The organism is Streptomyces sp. NBC_00322 (assembly GCF_036147535.1).
GTDB lineage: Bacteria > Actinomycetota > Actinomycetes > Streptomycetales > Streptomycetaceae > Streptomyces.
Genome location: NZ_CP108019.1, coordinates 6,577,401 through 6,598,718, shown reverse-complemented (window position 1 = coordinate 6,598,718; position 21,318 = coordinate 6,577,401). Strand labels below are relative to the sequence as shown.

22 protein-coding genes and 1 riboswitch are annotated in these 21,318 nt (G+C 70.8%); of the genes, 13 read left to right on the top strand and 9 right to left on the bottom strand.

Annotation, left to right across the window (positions count from 1 at the left end; translation table 11 throughout):
- Positions 1–148: 148 nt before the first annotated feature.
- The 3 genes from OG905_RS30095 to OG905_RS30085 form a co-directional block, all read right to left on the bottom strand.
- Positions 149–556: a DUF3040 domain-containing protein gene (locus tag OG905_RS30095; protein WP_328678767.1), complete on the bottom strand. Its 408-nt coding sequence runs from the start codon at positions 554–556 to the stop codon at positions 149–151.
- 250 nt (positions 557–806) lie between these two features.
- The gene (locus OG905_RS30090) at positions 807–1,565 is read right to left on the bottom strand and encodes a methyltransferase (RefSeq protein ID WP_328678765.1); all 759 of its coding nucleotides are present in this window, start codon (positions 1,563–1,565) and stop codon (positions 807–809) included.
- A gap of 105 nt (positions 1,566–1,670) precedes the next feature.
- Positions 1,671–2,210 (bottom strand): SAV_6107 family HEPN domain-containing protein, encoded by a 540-nt coding sequence (locus OG905_RS30085; protein ID WP_328678763.1) that lies wholly within the window; start codon positions 2,208–2,210, stop codon positions 1,671–1,673.
- 162 nt (positions 2,211–2,372) lie between these two features.
- Here OG905_RS30085 and OG905_RS30080 point away from each other — a divergent pair, with 162 nt between their 5' ends.
- The 7 genes from OG905_RS30080 to OG905_RS30050 all read left to right on the top strand — a co-directional run bounded on the left by OG905_RS30080 (position 2,373) and on the right by OG905_RS30050 (position 10,225).
- Positions 2,373–3,203, top strand: a complete 831-nt coding sequence (locus OG905_RS30080; protein WP_328678761.1) for a PP2C family protein-serine/threonine phosphatase — start codon at positions 2,373–2,375, stop codon at positions 3,201–3,203.
- Positions 3,204–3,257: 54 nt separating this feature from the next.
- A complete protein-coding gene (locus OG905_RS30075) occupies positions 3,258–4,220 on the top strand; it encodes an MASE1 domain-containing protein (protein ID WP_328678759.1) in 963 nt (320 codons plus the stop codon).
- A 77-nt stretch (positions 4,221–4,297) separates the two neighbouring features.
- Entirely contained in the window at positions 4,298–5,032 is a 735-nt protein-coding gene (locus tag OG905_RS30070; protein WP_328678756.1) for an ATP-binding cassette domain-containing protein, read from the top strand.
- On the top strand, positions 5,004–7,091 hold the full coding sequence (locus OG905_RS30065; protein ID WP_328678754.1) for a YhgE/Pip domain-containing protein: 2,088 nt from the start codon (positions 5,004–5,006) through the stop codon (positions 7,089–7,091). Before OG905_RS30070 ends, OG905_RS30065 begins: the two co-directional genes overlap by 29 nt.
- A gap of 29 nt (positions 7,092–7,120) precedes the next feature.
- On the top strand, positions 7,121–7,750 hold the full coding sequence (locus tag OG905_RS30060; RefSeq protein ID WP_266477352.1) for a TetR/AcrR family transcriptional regulator: 630 nt from the start codon (positions 7,121–7,123) through the stop codon (positions 7,748–7,750).
- A 321-nt stretch (positions 7,751–8,071) separates the two neighbouring features.
- Positions 8,072–8,689, top strand: coding sequence for a DUF4126 domain-containing protein (locus tag OG905_RS30055; RefSeq protein ID WP_328678751.1), 618 nt, complete (start codon positions 8,072–8,074; stop codon positions 8,687–8,689).
- A gap of 48 nt (positions 8,690–8,737) precedes the next feature.
- Complete coding sequence (locus tag OG905_RS30050) at positions 8,738–10,225, top strand: phytoene desaturase family protein (protein ID WP_328678749.1); 1,488 nt, start codon at positions 8,738–8,740, stop codon at positions 10,223–10,225.
- 24 nt (positions 10,226–10,249) lie between these two features.
- On the opposite strand, the gene OG905_RS30045 is transcribed toward OG905_RS30050, so the two are convergent.
- The 5 genes from OG905_RS30045 to OG905_RS30025 form a co-directional block, all read right to left on the bottom strand.
- Positions 10,250–11,095 carry a hypothetical protein gene (locus OG905_RS30045; RefSeq protein WP_328678747.1) on the bottom strand — a complete coding sequence of 282 codons (846 nt, stop codon included), beginning with the start codon at positions 11,093–11,095 and terminating at the stop codon, positions 10,250–10,252.
- 51 nt (positions 11,096–11,146) lie between these two features.
- Positions 11,147–12,064 carry a methylenetetrahydrofolate reductase [NAD(P)H] gene (gene metF / locus OG905_RS30040; protein ID WP_328678745.1) on the bottom strand — a complete coding sequence of 306 codons (918 nt, stop codon included), beginning with the start codon at positions 12,062–12,064 and terminating at the stop codon, positions 11,147–11,149.
- Positions 12,065–12,139: 75 nt separating this feature from the next.
- Positions 12,140–12,790 (bottom strand): thiamine phosphate synthase, encoded by a 651-nt coding sequence (gene thiE, locus OG905_RS30035; protein WP_328678743.1) that lies wholly within the window; start codon positions 12,788–12,790, stop codon positions 12,140–12,142.
- A gap of 131 nt (positions 12,791–12,921) precedes the next feature.
- Complete coding sequence (locus OG905_RS30030) at positions 12,922–13,287, bottom strand: Rv2175c family DNA-binding protein (protein WP_266477341.1); 366 nt, start codon at positions 13,285–13,287, stop codon at positions 12,922–12,924.
- Between the two features lie 52 nt (positions 13,288–13,339).
- Entirely contained in the window at positions 13,340–14,581 is a 1,242-nt protein-coding gene (locus OG905_RS30025) for an NAD(P)/FAD-dependent oxidoreductase (protein ID WP_328678739.1), read from the bottom strand.
- Positions 14,582–14,712: 131 nt separating this feature from the next.
- Positions 14,713–14,825, top strand: a riboswitch (TPP riboswitch).
- Between OG905_RS30025 and thiO the strand changes: the two genes are divergently transcribed.
- From thiO to OG905_RS29995, 6 genes are all read left to right on the top strand, one after another.
- Positions 14,823–15,995 carry a glycine oxidase ThiO gene (gene thiO, locus OG905_RS30020; RefSeq protein ID WP_328678738.1) on the top strand — a complete coding sequence of 391 codons (1,173 nt, stop codon included), beginning with the start codon at positions 14,823–14,825 and terminating at the stop codon, positions 15,993–15,995. Its footprint overlaps the riboswitch before it by 3 nt.
- Positions 15,992–16,210: a sulfur carrier protein ThiS gene (thiS, locus tag OG905_RS30015; protein WP_328678736.1), complete on the top strand. Its 219-nt coding sequence runs from the start codon at positions 15,992–15,994 to the stop codon at positions 16,208–16,210. The genes thiO and thiS overlap by 4 nt, the downstream gene beginning before the upstream one ends.
- Before the next feature lie 4 nt (positions 16,211–16,214).
- Positions 16,215–17,009: a thiazole synthase gene (locus OG905_RS30010; protein WP_328678734.1), complete on the top strand. Its 795-nt coding sequence runs from the start codon at positions 16,215–16,217 to the stop codon at positions 17,007–17,009.
- 263 nt (positions 17,010–17,272) lie between these two features.
- On the top strand, positions 17,273–19,216 hold the full coding sequence (pknB, locus tag OG905_RS30005; protein ID WP_328678733.1) for a Stk1 family PASTA domain-containing Ser/Thr kinase: 1,944 nt from the start codon (positions 17,273–17,275) through the stop codon (positions 19,214–19,216).
- A 5-nt stretch (positions 19,217–19,221) separates the two neighbouring features.
- Positions 19,222–20,070, top strand: a complete 849-nt coding sequence (locus OG905_RS30000) for a deoxyribonuclease IV (protein WP_328678731.1) — start codon at positions 19,222–19,224, stop codon at positions 20,068–20,070.
- 83 nt (positions 20,071–20,153) lie between these two features.
- Positions 20,154–20,648, top strand: a complete 495-nt coding sequence (locus tag OG905_RS29995; protein WP_328678729.1) for a DUF4396 domain-containing protein — start codon at positions 20,154–20,156, stop codon at positions 20,646–20,648.
- 28 nt (positions 20,649–20,676) lie between these two features.
- Here OG905_RS29995 and OG905_RS29990 read toward each other — a convergent pair whose 3' ends face one another.
- Positions 20,677–21,309, bottom strand: a complete 633-nt coding sequence (locus OG905_RS29990) for a sulfite oxidase-like oxidoreductase (protein ID WP_328682681.1) — start codon at positions 21,307–21,309, stop codon at positions 20,677–20,679.
- Between the last annotated feature and the right edge of the window lie 9 nt (positions 21,310–21,318).

The window sequence follows — 21,318 nt, the reverse complement described above, 5'->3', positions numbered from 1 at the left end:
CGGGTCGGCGCAAGCCCGGCCCCATGACCCGGGCCAATGTGCGGTGAGCCGCCGGGGCGAGTGAGCCGACATACGGCTGAGGGGCGACGCGTTCTCGCGTCGCCCCTCAGCCGTATGTCGTGTGTTCCGCTTGCGGCCGCCGATCGGCTCAGCGGCCCTCGCCGCCCTGCTCGTCGCGGCGGCGCTGCCACCGCTCCTCGATCCGGTGCATCATCGACCTGCGCTGACGGGGCCGACGGCGAGCCGTGGCTGCCGTGTCCCCCAGGGTCTGCTGCTCACCCGGTTTGGGCGCCTTGCGCCATCCGGTGACCGCGAGAACCGCACAGCCGAGCATGACGAGAAATCCCACCACGCTGATCCAGATCTGCTGCGCGACCATTCCGGCCATGAGGAGCGCGATACCCACCAGGAAGCCCGCGACTGCTTGGTAGACCCGTCGTCGGGTGTACGTACGCAGCCCGCTTCCCTCAAGCGCTGTAGCGAACTTGGGATCTTCGGCGTACAGCGCTCGCTCCATCTGCTCGAGCATTCGCTGCTCGTGCTCCGAGAGCGGCACGGAGTCCTCCTAGTCGTCGGCCGCGGGGGGCGACCGGTATGCGGCCCTTTCAGGATAGGCAGGGAATCGCCCCCGTGAAACCCGCCCTCTAACCCAATTCGCCAGTCCGGGCCGCCACGGCGGCTCAGGTGCTGAGGCGTAGATTCCCCAACCTCCGATCCGTCATGCCGGATGGTGTCCCCCGATCATACGGGGCGACAGCCACGATCGGGGGGTGTGTGGCGTACTCCATGTGCGGCTGCGCCGCTGATCAGCCCTGCTTCTCACCCAGTACGTGCAGCTGGGTGGCGACGGCGTGGAAGGCGGGCAGTTCGGCCGCGGCCGCCTCCAGCTCGAGCAGCGCGTCGAGCGCTCCCGGCTCGGTGTCGACCAGGACGCCCGGGACGAGGTCGGCGAAGACCCTGACGCCGTGCACGGCGCCGACCTCGACACCCGCCTCCGCGACGAGTTCGGCGAGCTGCTCGGCCGTGAAGCGCCGCGGCACCGGGTCACCGGCGCCCCAGCGTCCGGCGGGGTCGGAGAGCGCCTGGCGTGCCTCGGTGAAGTGCCCGGCGAGTGCCCTGGCCAGGACGGCGCCCCCCATTCCGGCTGCCAGCAGGCTGATGGCGCCGGAGGACCGGAGCGCGTCCACCGCGTTGCGTACGCCCTCGGCCGGGTCGTCCACGTACTCCAGGACTCCGTGGCACAGCACCACGTCGTAGCCGCCGCGCTCGACGACGTCGAACAGGTCATGGATATCGCCCTGGACGCCGTGGACCCGGTCGGCCACACCGGCCTCGGCGGCGCGGCGCTCCAGCGCGAAGAGCGCGTTGGGGCTGGGGTCGACCACGGTGACGCGGTGCCCGAGCTGGGCCACGGGCACCGCGAAGTAGCCGCTGCCGCCGCCGGTGTCGAGGACGTCCAGGGCATCCGTCCCCCTCTCCTTGGCCCGGCGGTCGAGGGCGTCCTTGAGGACGTCCCAGACCACGGCGGTACGGAGGGAGGCGCGGGGGCGCATCGGGTCCGACACGGCAGTTGACTCCTCGGGCGGTTCTACTCGGGCGGCTCTACGGTGAAGACGCAGACCACCCTATTGCCTTCTCCGACCGCCCCCGGCCTCTGCCGGTCCGTTGTCTCACCCCGCGGCGTCCCCCGTCTCCGGCTGATCGATCCGCGGCTGGGGCAGCACGGGCTGGAGCACCAGCATCCGCTCGACCAGGCGCAGAAACATGGCCGCGTCACGGAGCAGGTCGTCGGCGTCGCGGGCGCCGGCCGCACCCTGTATCCCCGCCTCCGCGCGCGCCCTGCGCCGGGCACCCGAGGCGAACAGGGCGCTCCACTCGGTCAGTTCGGGCGCTATCTCAGGCAGGACTTCCCAGGCGCTTCGGATCCGCTGCCGTCGGCGGGTGCTGGTCTCGGGCCGGCCGCGGGCGGCGAGGACCGCGGCCGCGGTGCGCAGGGCGGCCAGATGGGCCGTGGCGTACCGCTCGTTCGGCGTTTCGAGAGTGGTGGCCTCGTCCAGTCCCGTACGGGCCTGGGCGAGCAGGTCGAGGGCTGCGGGCGGTGCCGATGTCCGCCGCAGGACGGGATGCACATCGTTCGCCGGTCCGGTCAGTGAGGGGGCAGGGCCGGTGGCGCGGCGCCGGTGTGCGGCTGCTGCGTAGGAGCTGGCCATGACGAACCTCCTGTCGTCGTGTGACGGCGCTGTGGCCGTATGTGTCCATCGTGAGGGGGACCACTGACAATCGGCTCTGACCTGCTTGTTCTCTGTGGGGACGGGGGCGGGGCTGACGGCTAAGGTGAAGGCAGGAGTTCTGCGGCAGCCCCCGGAGCAACCATGCGCGGACATCGCGCCGACCCGCCCGACGATGGGCAGCAACTGCTGATCACCCTCGGCCGGCTCGTCGACCAGGCCCTGGCGCACATCAAGTTGCAGCAGGCCCGGGTAGAGCTGGCCATGGCCCTGCAGCGCCATATGCTCCCGCCCGCGCTTCCGGACCTTCCCGGCCTGCGCATCGCCGCCCGGTACGCGCCCTCGCGGGACGGTCTCGACGTGGGCGGCGACTGGTACGACGCCTTCGTGATGATGGACGGGTCGCTCGGCCTGGCGATCGGCGATGTGCAGGGCCACGACGTGGAAGCCATCGCGTTCATGGGGCAGGTCCGCACCAGCCTGCGTGCCATCGCCGAGACGACGAGCGATCCGCGCGAGGTGCTCGGCCGAGCCAACAACCTGCTGATCTCCATGGGCTGCGGCTTGTTCGCGACCTGCTGCTTCCTTCGTTTCGACCCGGTAGGCCGCGACCTCACGGTGTCCAGGGCGGGCCACGTCCCGATGATCTGGGCCACAGCGAGCGGCCGCTCGGGCATCGCCCTCGACCGGGGAGGCGCGCCCCTGGGTGTCCTGTCGGGCGAGCTCTATCCGGTGACCCACCGACGGCTGACGGAGCCAGGAGTCCTCGTCCTGCTCACCGACGGGGTCGTCGAAGGACCGACCTATCCGATGGAGTCCGGACTGGCCGAGGTGGCCCGGCTGGTCCAGGTGGGCTTCGACGCCGACCCCGACGTGCTGGCCGCCACCATCATCAAGGTGGCCGACCAGACGGGTCACAGCGACGACGCCGCGGTGCTCGTCGTCCGCTACGACGGCCCGCCGGGGCCCGGGTGACCGGTCTGCGCCGTCTGACTCGCCGCGGCCCCGGCGGGAGCGCAGACTGCTGTGGTGCGCACTGCGGAGATCGGCCGCTATGGACCTCCTGCGCTGCGGATCCTCGCTGTCGCCGCCGTCTATTACGGGTCCGCCCGGCTCGGGCTTCTGCAGCAGCTGGTACGCGGTCAGGTCACGCCACTGTGGCCGCCGACCGGCGTGGCCCTCGCCGGTCTGCTCCTCCTGGGTCCACGGATCTGGCCGGGCATCGCGCTCGGCGCCTTCCTGGTCAATGTGTCCATCGGCCCCACCCCGCTCGCCGTGCTGGGCATCGTCGCCGGCAACACGCTGGCCCCGCTCGGCGCCTACGCGATGCTGCGGCGGGCGGACTTCCGCGTCGAGCTGGACCGGCTGCGGGACGGGCTGGCGCTGATCTTCCTGGGCGCACTGGCCGGGATGCTGATCAGCTCGACCGTGGGCAGCGGGGTGCTGGTGCTCTCCGGGGCGCTGGATGCGGGCGACTTCTGGCCGACGTGGTCGGTGTGGTGGACCGGTGACGCGATGGGGGTGCTCGCCGTCACTCCGTTCCTGCTCGCCCTGCGCCGGGCCCGGTGGCCGAGCGACGCCGGGACCGGCCGCTGGATCGAGGCGGCGGCACTGCTGCTTGGCACGCTCTTCGTGACGATTCTGGCGACGGATACGAACAGTTCGGCCCTGCTCTTTCTCGTCTTCCCGTTCCTGATCTGGGCGGCGTTCCGCTTCCAGCTGACCGGTGCGGCGCCGTGCGCGCTGATGGTAATGACGCTTGCGATCCTCGCCGCGGCCCGCGAGTCCGGCCCGTTCGCCCAGCACGACCTGCTCGAGAACATGGTCACGCTGCAGGCCTTCAACGGCGCCACGGCACTGACCGCCCTGCTGCTCGCCGCGGTCATCACCGAGCGTAACAAGACCCATGAGGAGATCAAGCGGCTCTGCGTACAGCTCACCGAGATGGTGGCTCATATGGATCCCCGTGACGGGCCGCAGACCGGTCGCTGACCGGCCGGTTTTGCTTCGGCCGCGGAACGGCGGTAGTTTTTGGACTGACCAGTCAGTTCAAAAATGGGGGAGGGTACGTGGACAGCCCGCACGGGGCGGCCGTCACCGCCGAGGACTTCGGGCTCAAGGGCCCGCGCGGCTGGGCGTTCCGCTCGGTGAACATCGACGCGGAACCCGGCTCGCTGATCGCGATCGAGGGCCCGTCCGGCTCGGGCCGCACCTGCCTGCTGCTCGCGCTCACCGGACGGATGCGCCCCGCCGAGGGCCATGCCCAGGTCGGCGGCCTGGCGCTGCCGCGCAAGATGGCTGCCGTACGCCGCATCAGCGCGCTCGGACACGTGCCGGGCGTCAGTGAGCTCGACCCGGCGCTGACCGTCGCCGAGCATCTGCGCGAACGGGCCCTGCTGCAGCGCCGTTTCGACGTCTCGCTGCGCGCCCTGCTGCGGCCGCGGGCCGAGCGTCTGGCCGCGGCCCGCAGCCGTGTGGACGAGGCGCTGGAGGCGGCCGGGCTCGACCTGGCAACGCTCCCCAAGGAGGAGCGCACCGCCGTACGCGATCTGGAGCGGCTGGAGGCGCTGCGCCTGTCCGTCGCCCTCGCGCTGATCGGCCGGCCGCGGCTGCTCGCCGTGGACGACACCGATCTCAAGCTCTCCGACACCGACCGGGCCGAGGCGTGGAAGCTGCTGCGCTCCGTCGCCGGCTCGGGCACGACGGTGCTCGCGGTGTGCAGCCAGGCGCCCAAGGACACGACCATCATCCGCACGAACGAGGAGGGGGCGGCCGATGCGCTCGCCGAAACTGGCCGCGCTTGAGCTGAAGCGGTTCGGCAGGGGGAAGCTGCCGCGCGCCGCGCTCGTCGCGGTCCTGCTGCTGCCGTTGCTGTACGGCGCGCTTTACCTGTGGTCCTTCTGGGATCCGTACGGACAGCTCGACAAGATCCCCGTCGCGCTCGTCAACGACGACAAGGGTGCCACCGCCTCCGGCAAGAAGATCGCCGCGGGCGACGAGATCACCAAGGGCCTGCGCAAGAGCAAGGTCTTCGAGTGGCACGAGGTGAGCGAGGCCGAGGCCCGCAAGGGCGTCGAGGACGGCGCGTACTACCTCTCGCTGACCATGCCCGAGGACTTCAGCGCGCGCATCGCCTCCAGCTCCGGCGACTCCCCCGAGACCGGCGCCCTTCAGGTCCGTACGAACGACGCCAACAACTACATCGTCGGGCAGATCTCACGGACGGTCTTCTCCGAGGTCCGCACCGCCGCCTCCGTCAACGCCTCCCGCACCTTCCTCGACCGGATCTTCATCTCCTTCTCCGGCATCCACGACGCCACCCAGAAGGCGGCGAAGGGCGCCGACCAGCTCAAGGGCGGGATCGGCAAGGCGAAGAAGGGCTCCAAGGATCTCGCGGACGGGCTGAAGGACGCCAAGAACGGCAGCGGCAGGCTGGCCGGCGGCCTGGCCAAGCTCAACAAGGGCGCGAGCGATCTCGAGACCGGCTCCCAGCAGGTCTCCGACGGCACCCAGGCGCTCGCCGACAAGGTCAACGGGGTGGCCGCCGACGTGCGCCCGTACCTCAAGGACAACGGCAAGGCCATCGGGAACGCGGCCCGCCTGGTCGCCGACTCCTCCCAGGCGATACGCCACAACCTCGACATCCTCGTGAAGACGGCCCCCGGCTCCGCGGCCCTGGCCCACAAGTCGGCCGACGAGCTGAGCGCCATCTACAAGGCGCACTGCGAGGACGCACTGCTCCCCGACCCCACCGTCTGCCCCGCACTCAAGCGGGCAAAGGTCACCGCGGCGGATGTCGCCAAGATCGCCGACGACGTCAACGCGCTGGTGAAGGACAACAACGGCGATCTGAAGAAGCTCGACGGCCAACTCGCCGATCTGCAGAAGAAGGCGAACGATCTCGCCAAGCGCTCACCGCGGCTCGACGAGGACCTGAAGTCGGCCGTCGGCAAGATCAACGCCCTCAACTCGGGCGCGAAGAAGGTCGCTCAGGGCGCGGACAAGCTGCACACCGGACTGAGCAGCGCCAAGACCGGCTCCACCGATCTCGACACCGGTGTCGGCAGGCTCAAGACGGGCGCGGGCAAGCTCGACGGCGGCATGTTCAAGCTCGCCGACGGTTCGACCGAGCTGGCCGGCGGACTCAACGAAGGCGTCGGCAAGATCCCCGACTACGGCAAGAACGACCGCGACCGCCGCACCGAGGTGATGGCCGACCCGGTGAAGCTCGCCAACCAGTCGCTGCACAAGGCGCCCAACTACGGCACCGGCTTCGCCCCGTACTTCATCCCGCTCTCCCTCTGGGTGGGCGCGATGGTCGCGTACATGATCATCCAGCCGCTGAACCGGCGGGCCCTCGCCGCGGGCGCCTCCGCCTGGCGGATCGCGGTGGCCGGCTGGCTGCCCGTCGCCGCGATCGGTCTGGCGCAGGTGGCGGCACTGATGTCCGTACTGCACTGGGGGCTTGGCCTGAAGATGGCGTACGCGGCCGGGACCATCGGCTTCCTCGCCCTCGTCACCTGCTGCTTCGCCGCGATCATCCAGTGGCTGAACGCACGCTTCGGGGCCGCGGGCCGCATCCTCGTCCTGGCGGTGCTGATGCTCCAGCTGACCTCGGCGGGCGGCACCTACCCCGTCCAGACCAGCCCGGGCTTCTTCAACGCCATCCACCCCTTCCTCCCGATGAGTTACGTCGTCGATGCGCTGCGCAGGCTCATCACCGGCGGCGGCCTCGGCCCGGTCTGGCAGGCCTGCGCGGTGCTGATCGCCTTCACCGCGGGCGCGCTCGCGCTGACCGCGGTCTCCGCCCGGCGCAAGCAGGTGTGGACGCTCGACCGGCTGCACCCCGAGCTGAGCCTGTGAGGGCGGGCGGACCTGTGAGAATCGATTCCATGGACGACGCCATGGACGCCAAGGACAGCACCAGCACAAGACGCCGGGCGACCCGGGCGAAACTCTACGAGGCCGCGGTGACGCTCATCGCCGAGCAGGGCTTCTCCGCCACCACGGTGGACGAGATCGCCGAACGCGCCGGGGTCGCCAAGGGCACGGTCTACTACAACTTCAAAAGCAAGACAGAGCTCTTCGAGGAGCTGCTGCGGTACGGCGTCGGCCTGCTCACCGCCTCGCTCCAGTCCGCCGCCGACGAGACGGCGGAACGCGGCGGCACCAAGGTCGAGGCGCTGGACGCGATGATCAGGGCCGGTCTGGTCTTCATCGACCGCTATCCGGCCTTCACCCAGCTGTACGTCGCCGAACTGTGGCGCACCAACCGCGCCTGGCAGTCCACGCTTCTCGTCGTACGCCAGCAGGCGGTCGCCGTCGTCGAGACGGTGCTGCGGGAGGCCGTCGAGAACGGCGAGTTGAGCGAAGAGATCGACATTCCGCTGACGGCGGCCGCGCTGGTCGGGATGGTGCTGGTGGCCGCGCTCGACTGGCAGGCGTTCCAGCCCGAGCGGTCGATAGACGATGTGCACTCCGCACTGTCGCGGCTGCTGCACGGCCGCGTCAGCGGTCGCTGAAGCCGGACGCCGGCACCAGCAGAAGACACAAAAGCGCCGGTCCGGCGAGGCTCGATCCCCCCGAGCCCCGCCGGACCGGCGGTGTTCCCCCCACGTCCCCGTTCTCCCCCGTACTCCCCCGATCCGTCAGGGGAGCCGCGCCGTTCCGCCGCCCCGCGTCGGCGGTGCCGGCGCCGCGCCCCCTCCGTGGTCCCCACTCTTCCCTCTGCGCAGGTGAGACCCCATCCGCGCGCGTACTCATCTCACCTACTAGGTACGGATACTCAGCCCTGCGCACTCATCCCCACCCGCGGCGCCCGGCAACTGGTTACGATCGCGTCCGTGTCCGTACTCCCTCTCGTCTTCACCAGCGGCTGGGCCAGCGGGATCAACGCCTATGCGGTGGTCCTCCTGTTGGGCTTCTTCGGCGCGACCGGGCTCACCGACGAGGTGCCCGCATCGCTTCAGCGCCCGGATGTCCTGATCGTCGCCGGGGTGCTCTTTGTCTGCGAGGCGGTGGCGGACAAGATCCCGTACGTCGACTCGATATGGGACTCCGTGCACACCGTGGTCCGGCCGGTCGCGGGAGCGGTCGTGGCCGCGTTGCTGGCCGGGGAGAGCGGCTCGCTGCCGGAGCTCGCCGCGGGCGCGGTCGGCGGCTCGACCGCGCTGATGAGCCATCTGGTCAAGGCCGGCAGCCGGATGGCGATCAACACCTCGCCCGAGCCGTTCAGCAATATCGCGGTGAGCACGGCGGAGGATCTGGGCGTCGCCGGGATCATCACCTTCGCGATATTCCATCCGGTGGCGGCGGCTGTGGTCGCCGGGGCACTGCTCGCGCTCGGCCTGGTGACCGTGGTCTTCCTGGCCTCGCGGATCCGCCGGTTCTGGCGGCGCCGTGCGCTGCGGCGCGAGGAGAGACGGCCGGCGGCGGCAGGGGTCGACAGACCGCCGTGGTGACCGGGCCGCCCGGACCGGCTGTCAGTGGCGGCCGATAGGGTCGCCGACATGGGACGGATTGCGGTGATCGGCGCCGGGATGGGCGCCATGGCGGCTGCCGCCCGGCTGGCCGTGGCAGGCCACCGGGTGACGGTGTACGAGCGCTCGGAGACGTACGGCGGCGCGGTGGGCCGGTACGAGCGCGAGGGCTTCGTCTTCGACACCGGTCCGGGTCTGCTCCATCTGCCCGCCGTCTGGCGGGACTTGTTCGTCAAGACCGGCAAGGAGCCGCTTGAGCAGTGCGTGGGGCTGGTCCAGGTGGACCCGTCGAGCCGGCACATCTTCGCGGACGGCACGGCGGTGACCCTGCCGAACGCCTCACGGGCCGGAGTCGTCTCAGCGCTGGACGAGGCGCTGGGCTCGGGCGTGGGCGAGCGATGGGGCGAGTTCCTGGGGCGGGCGCGGGACGCCTGGGAGCGCACGAGGCGGCCGCTCTTGGAGGAGCCTCTGCGCGCCGACTGGCAGGTGCTGGGTCGCGACCCCTATCCGGCGCTGCGGCAGCGCAAGCTGCTGCGCGCCCGGCAGGCGTCCACGGTCGCGGAGATCGGCGCCTGGGAGCTGGCCGACCCGCGGCTGACGGCCCTGCTCGACGCCTGCGCGCTGACGTACGGCCTGGATCCTCGCCATGCCCCGGCGAGCGCCGCCCTGCTGCCGTACATGGAGCAGACCTTCGGCAGCTGGTACGTCGAGGGCGGGATGCGTGAGCTGGCCCGAGCCGTGTACGAGCGGTGCGCGGCCCGGAAGGTGGAGTTCGCCTTCGGGTCCGAGGTGACGCGGGTCCTGGAGAAGGACGGCCGGGCGGTCGGCGTCGAGCTTGCCGGTGGCGCGGTCGCCGAGGCCGATCATGTGGTGGCCGGCATCGAGGCGGCGGGGCTGGTCGGTCCTGAGCTGTGGCGGGACAAGGACATACGGCACCAAAAGGGAACTGGGGACGGGCCGTTGCCGGGCCGCTTCACGGTGCTGCTCGCCCTGCGCGGGGCGCGCCCCGCATCCACCGTCCACCGCACGGTGGTGCACTCCCCCGACGCCGGGGCGGAAGCGGCGGCGGTTTTCGGCGGGCGGACCGAGATGCGGCCCACCGTCACCGTGCTGCGGCCCGGCGATCCACGGACCACTCCGGACGACGAGCACGAGGCGGTCACCCTCACGGCCACGGTCACCGGACACGGCGGCGCGGTCGCGTGGACGGACACGGCGCTGCGCGAGCGGTACGCCGACGCGCTGATCGAGGCCGCGGACGCGGCCGTGCCGGAGATACGGGACCGCGTGCTGTGGCACCAGATCCTCACGCCCGCCGAGACGGGAGCGCTGCCCGCGCCCGCGCTGGCGGGCGCCGGTGGGCGGTATCTGCACCCGGCGAACAGCACCCGGCTGCCCGGCCTGTATCTGGTGGGCGGCCATGCGCACCCCGGCGGCGGACTCGCGCACGCGGGAATGTCGGGGGCGCTGGTCGCCGGTCTGATCGTGGAGGGCGCGGGCTTCCGCGGCTCTCAGTGACGACCTACTCGGACTGACGGGTCGTCAGTAGCGGTACTGCTGCTCGTCGTACCCGGTCCCGGTGTCGTAGCCGTACGGCGAGGGCTGCTCCTGCGGCATCGGCGGCACCTGCTCGCCGTCGCGCTGCTGCGGGACCCACACCCCACCGGGCGGCGTCTCGCTGTGCTGAGGCTGCGCGTAGGGGTCGGCGTAGTGCTGCTGGCCGCCGTAACTGTCGTAGCTCTCGTACGCGTTGTACTGCTGGCCGCCGGCATACGGGTCGGAGTACGCGGCGTACTGCTGCTGCCCGGTCCCGTAGTCGTACTGCCCGGCGTGGGCCTCCTGGCCTGTCGGCTGCTGCTGCTGGTCGTAGCCGGAGTAGTAGCTGTCGTACATGCCGCCGTACTGGGCGTAGCTCTGGTTCTGCTGCTCCTGCTGTTGTTGCTGCTGCGCCGCGTAGGCCGCTTCGTTGTACACGCCGTACTGCCCGGTGTCGTCCGGCAGCGGCTGCGGCTCGTAGACCGGCTCCGGATCGGGGTCAGCGGCCTCGTACGCGAGGTCGGAGACCTCCAGCGTGGGCTCACGCGGCGGCGCGTCCGATCTGGGACCGGCCTTGCGGCGGCGGCTCTCCCCCGGGCTGCCGCCGAGCGCCCAGCCGGTGGAGAAGCCGCGGCGGAAGGAGAGGGTGACATATGTCTGGCCGACCGCGAAGGCTATGGCGCCGACCGCGATCACCACGACGGAGGGCAGCAGTACACCGAAGACCACAGCGAGGAATCCGGCGAAGGCGAGCAGCCGCCAGCGCAGCCGCGCCTTGTACTGCAGCAGCACCTCGCCGAGCAGCCACAGCGCGACGACACCGAACGCGATATAGAGGACCGTCCAGCCCATGCCCGCCCCTCTCCTTCGGCCGCCGCCCCGGGTCGGGTCGGGTACGACCGATCACGACTGCTCGTGCAGTCCGAGATTCTCGTAGATTTCGAGCGTCGCCGTGGAGTTGTTGAGCGTAATGAAGTGCAGTCCGGGGACTCCCTCGGAGAGCAGCCGTGCACAGAACTCCGTTGCGTACTCGATCCCAATGGAGCGTACAGCGGCCGGATCGTCCTTGACGGTGAGGATCCTCTCTTTCAGGTCCGCCGGGAACGTGGCGTTGCTGAGCTGCGCAAACCGCTCCAGCTGCCTGACGCTGGTGACCGGCATGATCTCCGGAATGATCGGCGTGCGGCAGTCCGCGGCCTCGACCCGGTCGCGCAGCCGCAGATAGTCCTCGGGCTGGAAGAACATCTGCGTGATCGCGTAGTCGGCCCCGGCGCGGCACTTGTCGACGAAGTGGCGGATGTCGGTGTCCCAGTCCTGCGAGCGCGGATGCATCTCGGGGAAGGCCGCGACGCCGACGCAGAAGTCGCCGGACTCCTTGATCAGCCGGACGAGCTCGGCGGCGTACTGGACACCCTCGGGGTGCTTGACCCACTCGCCCATCGGGTCGCCGGGCGGGTCGCCCCGGACGGCGAGGATGTTGCGGATCCCCGCGTCGGCGTACTGGCCGATCATGTTGCGCAGCTCGGCGATGGAGTGGTTGACCGCCGTGAGGTGCGCGACCGGGGTCAGCGTGGTGTCGGCGGCGATCTGCTCGGTGGCCTTGACGGTGCCCGCGCGCGTGGATCCGCCGGCGCCGTAGGTCACGGATACGAAGTTCGGGGCGACTGCCTCGACCCTGCGCAGCGCGTTCCAGAGGTTCCGCTCGCCCTTCTCGGTCTTGGGTGCCCAGAACTCGAAAGAGTAGGACGCTTTACCGGTCGCGAGCAGGTCGCGCACAGTCCGTGCGCGATCCGTCCTGGTCGAAGCTGTACCGAAGGCCATACTCGCAGGTTATCCAGGGCCTGGGGGTCACCCAACCCGAGTCCACCCATCGGACACCGAAATTCATTGAACGGCCTACTGGCCGTAGGCCCGTATCCGCTTGGTGAGATCCGCGGCGGCCGCTGCCGGATCGTCGGCCTCGGTGATCGCGCGTACGACGACGATCCTGCGGGCGCCCGCCTCCAGCACCTCGTCCAGATTGCCCGCGTCGATGCCGCCGATCGCGAACCAGGGCCGGTCGGTTCCCAGCCCCGCCGCATAGCGCACGAGACCGAGTCCGGGGGCGTACCGCCCGGGCTTGGTGGGGGTGGGCCAGCAGGGTCCGGTGCAGAAGTAGTCCACGCCGGGCTCGACGGCGGCCGCGTCCACCTCGGACTCCGCGTGTGTGGAGCGTCCCATCAGGACGTCCTCGCCGAGGATCGCGCGGGCGGCCGGGACCGGGATGTCGCCCTGTCCGAGATGCAGCACGTCGGAGCCGATGGCGTGGGCGACGTCCGCGCGGTCGTTCACGGCGAGCAGCTTGCCGTGCCTGCGGCAGGCGTCGGCGAAGACCTGGAGGTGTTCGAGCTCCTCGGCCGCCTCCATGCCCTTGTCGCGCAGCTGCACGATGTCGACCCCGGAGGAGAGCACGGCGTCGAGAAATTCGGCGAGGTCGCCCTGCCTCTTCCGGGCGTCCGTGCACAGATAGAGCCGGGCGTCGGACAGCAGCTCACGGGCCGTGGACATGGGTGTTCCCCCCGTTGGGTCGGCGGTGTGCGGGCGGGGGCCGCCCGGCCTTTGCCCGCACACCGCGTGGTGTTGGTCCTTCCGGCGTCCGGGGCGCCCCGAACCGGACGCTCAGGGCGCCGGAAGGCAGGTCAGACGGCAAGCGCCTGGGCCCGGCGCTTCACCTCCGTGCCGCGATTCTCGCTGAGCGCCTGCGCGGGCGTGCCCGGCAGGCTCGGGTCGGGAGTGAAGAGCCACTCCAGCATCTCTTCGTCGGTGAAGCCGTCGTCCCTCAGGAGGGTCAGGGTCCCGGCGAGACCCTTGACCACCTTGTTGCCGTCGATGAAGGCGGCAGGCACCTGAAGCGCCCGGTTCTCACCACGGCGCACGGCGATCAGCTGGCCTTCCTTGACCAGCTGCCGTACGCGTGTCACCTCGACATCGAGCATTTCCGCGATGTCGGGAAGGTGGAGCCAGGCGGGGACGAGAGCATCGATCTTTGCGTCAATCTCGGTCACAGGACAAGCGTGCCATCCCGGACTGACAGTCGGTAGCCGGGCCCTGCCCGGACTACGTTTGTGCCGCCGTCTTCAGAGGGACGGACGGGTCGGTCGCGAGGTCCGGGTCCAGCCGTGCGCCGGCCAGGATGAGCTTGCGTCCCTGCGCCAGATCGCGGGCCCTGCCGACGGCGAGGAGGGCGACCAGAGCGCCCTCGCGCAGCCAGAGCACCGTCCAGGCGGCGCCCGCCGGATCGCCGCGCCACACCATCGTGTCGGCGGTGGCGTGGTGGCCCGCGTACTGCACGAAGCGGCCGAACTGCTCGGACCAGAAGTACGGCACCGGGTCGTAGATCTGCTCCGGCTCCCGGCGTGCGCTCGCGATGACGTTGGCGGCCACCGTGCGCGGCCCCTGCAGGGCGTTGTCCCAGTGGTGCACGAGCAGCCGTTCGCCGTAGCGGCCGGACGGGAAGGAGGCGCAGTCGCCGACCGCGTACACATCGGGCAGCGAGGTGCGCAGATGCTCGTCCGCGGTGATTGCGCCGTCCGTGCCGAGCGCGATGCCGGAGCCCGCGAGCCAGCCGGTGGCGGGGCGTGCGCCGATGCCGACGACCACGGCTCCGGCCGGGAGCTCACGGCCGTCAGCGAGGATCACCGTTCCGGGCTCGATGCCGGCCACGCGCGCGTGGGTGATGAGTTCGACGCCGTACTGCGCGTACCAGTCGGTCATCGGGGCGGCGACCTCTGCGGGCAGGGCGCCCGCGAGGGGCCGGTCGGCCGCCTCGACGACGGTGACCGTGCAGCCGGCCTCGCGGGCGGCCGTGGCGAATTCCGCGCCGATCCAGCCCGCGCCGACGACCACTATGTCGTTCTGCTCGGCCAGGACGGGGCGCAGCCGTGCGGCATCGTCGAGGGTGCGGAGCAGATGGACCCCGGCAACGCCCTCGGCGCCCGGCAGCGTGATCGGCTCGGCGCCGCTGGCGATGACCAGGACGTCGTACGGGACGGCTCCCGCCTCGGTGTCCAGTTCATGATCGCCCGGGCGCACGCCCTGCACCTCGCAGCCCAGCCGCAGCTCGATGCCGAGTGCCTCGAAGTCGACATCGAAGGCCGAGCCCTCGGCCTTGCCGAGCAGGATCGCCTTGGAGAGGGGCGGCCTGTCGTACGGCTGGTGGGGCTCGGCGCCGATCAGGGTGACGGGCCCGGTGAAGTCCTGCTCGCGCAGGGCCACGGCGGTCTGGACCCCGGCCATTCCCGCGCCGACGACGACCACGCGCCGCGGTGCCTGTGCTGCTGTCTGCTGCTGCTCGCTCACCCTGCAACCTTACGCATCTGACGGTCCGTCAGGAAGCGTGTTCGGCGACGCCCGCACCGCCGCCCGCCGGCGACCGCCACAGCGTCTGCTCCCTTACTGCGAGTTGAGAGCTGGGGTTAGGGTGGCCACCGTAAGGCACTCGCGGGAGCCCGGACGCACCGGGCTGAGAGGGAGGCTGGGCGGCCTCCGACCGTACGAACCTGATCCGGGTCATGCCGGCGAAGGGAGGGGCTGGACGCCCATGTCGCGTATTTCCGAAACACGCACTTCAGACGTCCTCGTCATCGGGGGCGGAATCATCGGCCTGGTCACGGCCTGGCGAGCCGCACAGCGCGGACTGCGGGTCGCGCTCGCCGATCCCGAGCCGGGCGGCGGGGCCGCACAGGTCGCCGCGGGCATGCTCGCCGCCGTCACCGAACTCCACTACGGCGAGCAGACACTGCTCGGCCTCAATCTCGAATCCGCGCGCCGGTATCCGGCCTTCGTCGCCGAGCTGGAGGAGGCGAGCGGGCAGTCGGTCGGCTACCGCGCATGCGGCACGCTCGCCGTCGCACTCGACGCCGACGACCGGGCGCATCTGCGTGAACTGCATGCCCTGCAGCACCGGTCCGGCCTGGAATCGGAATGGCTGAGCGGGCGCGAATGCCGTCGCCTCGAACCGATGCTCGCGCCCGGCGTACGCGGGGGCCTACGGGTGGACGGCGACCACCAGGTCGATCCGCGACGGCTGGCAGGGGCACTCGTGACGGCCTGCGAGCGCGCCGGGGTGATCTTCCACCGCGGCTGGGCCGAACGACTTTCGGTCGTACGGGACCGGGCGGCCGGAGCCGTACTGACCGACGGCGAGGAGCTCACCGCGGACCAGGTCGTCCTGGCGGGCGGCAGCCTCAGCGGCAGGCTGGGCGGCGTACCGGCAGAGGTGCTGCCACCGGTGCGGCCGGTGAAGGGCCAGGTCCTGCGGCTGACCGTGCCGACCGCGTACGCACCCTTCCTGTCCCGGACTGTACGAGCCGTCGTGCGCGGCAGCGATGTCTATCTGGTGCCGCGCGAGAACGGCGAGCTGGTGATCGGCGCGACGAGCGAGGAGCTCGGCTGGGACAGGACGGTCACCGCCGGCGGGGTCTACGAGCTGCTGCGCGACGCGCACGAACTGGTGCCCGGCATCACCGAGCTGCCGCTCACCGAGACCCGCGCGGGGCTGCGGCCCGCCTCCCCCGACAATGCCCCGCTGCTCGGACCGAGCGCCCTGCCCGGTCTCCACCTGGCCACCGGCCACTACCGCAACGGGGTGCTCCTGACCCCCGTCACCGGCGACGTGCTGGCCGAGCTGTTGGTGACCGGCGCGCTGCCGGACGAGGCCCGAGCCTTCACGCCGCTGCGTTTCTCTCCCGTGCGTCTGGAGCAGCCCGCATGAACATCTCCGTGTCCATCTCCGTCTCCGTCAACGGGGAGACCCGCGAGCTCGCCGCCGGAACCACCCTGGACACCCTGGTCGGGGCCCTCACGGCCGCGCCGTCCGGGGTCGCCGCAGCCGTCAACGAGGCGGTCGTCCCGCGCAGCCAGTGGTCGGGCACGCTGCTCGGCGACGGCGATCGCGTCGAGGTTCTCACCGCCGTGCAGGGAGGCTGAGCGCATGGCCGACGACCGTCTGACCATCGGCGACACCGCGTTCAACTCCCGGCTGATCATGGGTACGGGCGGGGCGCCCAGCCTCGACACACTCGAACGCTCCCTCGCGGCGAGCGGCACAGAACTCACCACCGTCGCGATGCGCCGCCTCGACCCGACCGTCCAGGGCTCCGTGCTGTCCGTCCTGGAGAGGCTGAACATCCGCGTCCTGCCCAATACGGCGGGCTGCTTCACCGCGGGCGAGGCCGTCCTGACCGCGCGTCTCGCGCGTGAGGCGCTCGGCACGGACTGGATCAAGCTGGAGGTCGTCGCGGACGAGCGCACACTGCTGCCGGATCCGATCGAGCTGCTGGAGGCCGCCGAGACCCTGGTCGACGACGGCTTCACCGTGCTGCCGTACACCAACGACGACCCGGTACTCGCCCGGAAGCTTCAGGACGTGGGCTGCGCGGCCATCATGCCGCTGGGCTCGCCGATCGGCTCCGGCCTGGGCATCCGCAACCCTCACAACTTCCAGCTGATCGTCGAGCACGCGCGCGTGCCGGTGATTCTGGACGCCGGGGCCGGTACGGCGTCCGACGCCGCGCTCGCGATGGAGCTGGGCTGCGCGGCGGTGATGCTGGCATCGGCGGTCACCCGGGCGCAGGAGCCGGTGCTGATGGCGGAGGCGATGCGGCACGCCGTGGAGGCGGGGCGGCTGGCGCGGCGGGCGGGGCGGATTCCGCGGCGCCACTTCGCGGAGGCGTCGTCGCCGGTCGAGGGCCGGGCGGTCCTGGACCCGGAACGCCCGGCGTTCTGACCGCCGCGCGGGGCGTTTTCCCCTACCCGCCCTCCCCCAGACTCCGTCCGGGGGAGGGCCCAACCTCCCCGTATGCGACCTTCGGCCGCATGTCCTCAAACGCCGGACGGGCTGAATACTCAGCCCCGCCGGCATTTGAGGAGCGGGGGTTCGGGGGCAGCGCCCCCGAAGAAAGGGCCCCGCGTCACAGCTCGGCTGCAGTACCGCTCCGGTCCCACCCCACCGCATCCGCCCCGTCAGCCATGACTCGTAGAATCTCCCGCGTGGATACGACCCTCAAGGACCCCCTCGTCGGGCAGGTGCTCGACGGCCGCTACCGCGTCGACGCGCGCATCGCAGTCGGCGGTATGGCCACGGTCTACCGGGCCGTCGACACCCGGCTCGATCGGGTCCTCGCGCTCAAGGTGATGCACCCGGCCCTCGCCACCGACGCCTCCTTCGTGGAGCGCTTCATCCGCGAGGCCAAGTCCGTCGCGCGCCTCGCCCACCCCAATGTGGTCGCGGTCTTCGACCAGGGCGCCGAGGGTGCGTACGTCTACCTGGCCATGGAGTACGTCGCGGGCTGCACACTCCGCGACGTACTGCGCGAGCGCGGGGCGCTCCAGCCGCGGGCGGCGCTCGACATCCTGGAGCCCGTGCTGGCGGCGCTCGGCGCGGCCCACCGGGCCGGGTTCGTCCACCGGGACATGAAGCCGGAGAACGTGCTGATAGGGGATGACGGCCGGGTCAAGGTCGCCGACTTCGGTCTCGTACGCGCGATCGGCTCGGTCACCAACACCACCGGCACGGTGCTGGGCACGGTCTCGTATCTCGCTCCCGAGCAGATCGAGTACGGAACGTCCGACACCCGGGCCGACGTGTACGCCTGCGGGGTCGTCCTCTACGAGATGCTGACCGGCTCCAAGCCGCACTCCGGAGACACCCCCGCCCAGGTCCTGTTCCAGCACATGAACGAGGACATGCCGGCGCCCTCCGCCCTGGTGCCGGGGCTCGCCGTCGAGCTCGACGAGCTCGTTGCGAGCGCCACCGCCCGCAATCCGGAGGTTCGCCCTTACGACGCCGTCGCGCTGCTGGCACAGGCGCGCGCGGCCCGTGCCCCGCTCAGCGACGAGCAGCTGGACCTGGTGCCGCCGCAGGCACTGGCGACCGACGATGCCGGGCCCGCTGCCGCAGAGCCCGCGCCCGCCTCGGAGGACGCAACCAGCGTGATCCCCCGGGTGCTCCCCCGCGAGGAGCCCGGGGTCAACCACACCGCCCGGCTGACGATGCCGCCTCCGGAGCCGCCGGAGCCGACCCGGCCGACGGGACGCCGCGCCGTCCCCCGGCGCGGCGTGCTCGCCGCCCTGGTCGCGGTGCTGCTCGCGCTCGGCGTGGGCGCGGGCGTCTGGTACATCAATTCCGGGCAGTTCACCCGCGTCCCGGCCCTGATCGGCAAGACCGAGAAGGACGCCAGGCAGGAGCTGAAGAGCGCCGGACTCGATGTGAAGAAGGTCCGGTACGACTTCAGCGAAACGGTCCAGCGCGGCACGGTCATCAAGACCGACCCCGGGACGAATGAGCGCATCCGCGGCAACGGCTCGGTGACCGTCTTCGTCTCGCGCGGCCCCGAGATCGTCCGGGTCCCCGACGTCAAGGGCAAGCCGCTCGCCCAGGCCGAGAGCGAACTGGAGAAGGCCGGTCTCGCGCCGGGCGTGGTCACCAAGGAGTTCAGCGAGGAGATCGAGCAGGGGGCGGTGATCAGCACGGACCCGGCTTCCGGGACCCGCCGCAGCCCCGATTCCGCGGTCGCCGTCGTCGTCAGCAGGGGCGCGCCGATCGACGTCCCGGATGTGACCGGTGAGTCGGTGGACGACGCGACGAGTCGGCTGACGGGTGCGGGCTTCAAGGTCAAGATCGCCTCCGAGCAGATCAACTCCCCCGAGGAGGCGGGCTCCGTCGCCGAGCAGTCCGTGGCCGAGGGCACCCAGCTGGCCCGCGGCGACACCGTCACGCTGACGGTCTCCAAGGGCCCCCGCATGCTCGACGTCCCGGATGTCGTCGGCCTGAAGGTCGACGAGGCCACGAGCAAGCTGGAGTCGGCGGGCTTCGAGGTCAAGGTCGACAAGAGCTTCCCCTTCCTCGGCGACACCGTGGAGAGCCAGTCCGTCGCGGCGGACCAGCAGGCGCCCGAAGGCAGCACGATCACCATCAAGACCAAGGGACTGTAGTTCTCATGCGCAACCCCGTCGGCGGCCATGTCCCCGTGGCCGGCGGCCTCGCCACCACCGGTCTCGCGTACGCCCGTGAGCTGGCGGCGGAGACCGTCCAGGTCTTCGTCGCCAATCCGCGCGGCTGGGCGACGCCCGCCGGAAATCCGGCGCAGGACGAGCGGTTCCGCGCGGAGTGCGCCGCCGAGGGGATCTCGGCGTACGTCCATGCCCCGTATCTGATCAACTTCGGCTCGCACACCGAGGCGACCGCGGAGAAGTCCGTGGAGTCACTGCGGCACTCGCTGCGCCGGGGGCGCGAGATCGGCGCGAAGGGTGTGGTCGTGCACACCGGCTCGGCGACCGGCGGCCGGGCCCGTGAGGTGGCGCTGGCGCAGGTACGGGAGCTGATGCTGCCGCTGCTCGACGAACTGACCCACGACGACGACCCTTTCCTGCTGCTGGAGTCGACGGCGGGCCAGGGCTTCTCGCTCTGCTCGCGCACCTGGGACTTCGGCCCGTACTTCGAGGCGCTCGACGAGCACCCCAGGCTGGGCGTCTGTCTGGACACCTGCCACATCTTCGCGGCGGGACACGATCTGGCGGGCCCGGACGGGATGGCGAAGACGCTGGATCTGCTGGTGGGGACGGTCGGCGAGGGGCGGCTCAAGCTGATCCACGCCAATGACTCCAAGGATGTGGCGGGCGCCCACAAGGACCGTCACGAGAACATCGGCGCAGGTCATATAGGTGAGGAGCCGTTCCGGGAGCTGATGCGGCATCCGGCGACCGAGGGCGTACCGCTGATCATCGAGACTCCCGGCGGCAAGGAGGGGCACGCGGCGGATGTGGCGCGGCTGAAGAAACTCCGCTGAGAGAGCTTGATTCAGGAATACCCCTGGGGGGTATACGGTTCTTGCTGTCGGCAGGAACCGCTACCTGATGTTGGGGGCTTCTCATGCAGCACGACACCCACAGCGAGCACGCGCACCACGCGCACACGCACGAGAGTCACGGCACGGTCAGCTGGTCGACGGCCGCCCAGGCGACGCTGCACTGCCTCACCGGCTGTGCCATCGGCGAGGTGCTCGGCATGGTCATCGGCACGTCGCTGGGCTGGGGAAACGTGCCGACGATGATCCTCGCGATCGCCCTGGCCTTCGTCTTCGGCTACTCACTCACCCTGCGTGGCGTCCTCAGGGCCGGAGTCGACTTCAGGACCGCCTTCCGGGTCGCCCTCGCCGCCGACACCCTCTCCATCGCCGTGATGGAGCTGATCGACAACGGCGTGATCGCCCTCTGGCCGAACGCCATGGACGCGGAGCTCGCTGACCTGCTGTTCTGGGGTGCTCTCGCCGTCTCGCTCGTCATCGCCTTCGTGGTGACCACACCCGTGAACAGGTGGATGATCGGCCGCGGCAAGGGCCACGCGGTGGTCCACCAGTACCACTGACGACCCCAGCACCAATGACGGCCAAGGATCAGAGCTCGGGGCCGTCACCGGGCTCTTCCTGGTACGAGTAGCGCTGCTCGCGCCACGGGTCGCCGAGATTGTGATAGCCGCGCTCCTCCCAGAAGCCACGGCGGTCGGCCGTCATGTACTCCACGCCCCGGACCCATTTGGGCCCCTTCCAGGCGTACAGATGCGGCACCACAAGACGCAGCGGAAAGCCGTGCTCCGCGGTGAGCAGCTCACCGTCCTTGTGCGTCGCGAAGATCGTGCGGTCAGCGACGAAGTCGGAGAGGCGCAAATTGGCGCTGAATCCGTACTCGGCCCAGACCATGACATGGGTGACGTTCGCAGCCGGCGGGGCGAGCTCGACGATCGTACGGGCGGGCACACCACCCCATTCGGCCCCCAGCATGCTGAACTTCGTCACGCAGTGCAGATCGGCGACGACCGTGGAGAAGGGCAGCGCCGAGAACTCCTCGTGCGTCCAGCAGCGCTTGTCGCCGTCCGCCGTGGCGCCGAAAACCCTGAACTCCCAGCGGTCCGGCTTGAATTTGGGTACGGGCCCGTAATGAGTGACCGGCCAGCCACGCTGCAGTCGCTGCCCCGGCGGAAGCTCGGACTCCTCTGATGCGCGGTATTCCCGGCTCTCCGGCTGCCCCATGCCTTCAAT

Bases quoted from the DNA above. Each gene is read 5' to 3' on its own strand.
- OG905_RS30045 (WP_328678747.1), bottom strand. From the start codon at position 11,095: ATGGGCTGGACGGTCCTCTATATCGCGTTCGGTGTCGTCGCGCTGTGG.
- OG905_RS30080 (WP_328678761.1), top strand. From the start codon at position 2,373: ATGCGCGGACATCGCGCCGACCCGCCCGACGATGGGCAGCAACTGCTG.
- OG905_RS30085 (WP_328678763.1), bottom strand. From the start codon at position 2,210: ATGGCCAGCTCCTACGCAGCAGCCGCACACCGGCGCCGCGCCACCGGC.
- metF (WP_328678745.1), bottom strand. From the start codon at position 12,064: ATGGCCTTCGGTACAGCTTCGACCAGGACGGATCGCGCACGGACTGTG.
- OG905_RS30065 (WP_328678754.1), top strand. From the start codon at position 5,004: ATGCGCTCGCCGAAACTGGCCGCGCTTGAGCTGAAGCGGTTCGGCAGG.
- thiO (WP_328678738.1), top strand. From the start codon at position 14,823: ATGTCGCGTATTTCCGAAACACGCACTTCAGACGTCCTCGTCATCGGG.
- OG905_RS30000 (WP_328678731.1), top strand. From the start codon at position 19,222: ATGCGCAACCCCGTCGGCGGCCATGTCCCCGTGGCCGGCGGCCTCGCC.
- OG905_RS29995 (WP_328678729.1), top strand. From the start codon at position 20,154: ATGCAGCACGACACCCACAGCGAGCACGCGCACCACGCGCACACGCAC.
- thiE (WP_328678743.1), bottom strand. From the start codon at position 12,790: ATGTCCACGGCCCGTGAGCTGCTGTCCGACGCCCGGCTCTATCTGTGC.
- OG905_RS30060 (WP_266477352.1), top strand. From the start codon at position 7,121: ATGGACGACGCCATGGACGCCAAGGACAGCACCAGCACAAGACGCCGG.
- OG905_RS29990 (WP_328682681.1), bottom strand. From the start codon at position 21,309: ATGGGGCAGCCGGAGAGCCGGGAATACCGCGCATCAGAGGAGTCCGAG.
- OG905_RS30050 (WP_328678749.1), top strand. From the start codon at position 8,738: ATGGGACGGATTGCGGTGATCGGCGCCGGGATGGGCGCCATGGCGGCT.
- OG905_RS30010 (WP_328678734.1), top strand. From the start codon at position 16,215: ATGGCCGACGACCGTCTGACCATCGGCGACACCGCGTTCAACTCCCGG.
- thiS (WP_328678736.1), top strand. From the start codon at position 15,992: ATGAACATCTCCGTGTCCATCTCCGTCTCCGTCAACGGGGAGACCCGC.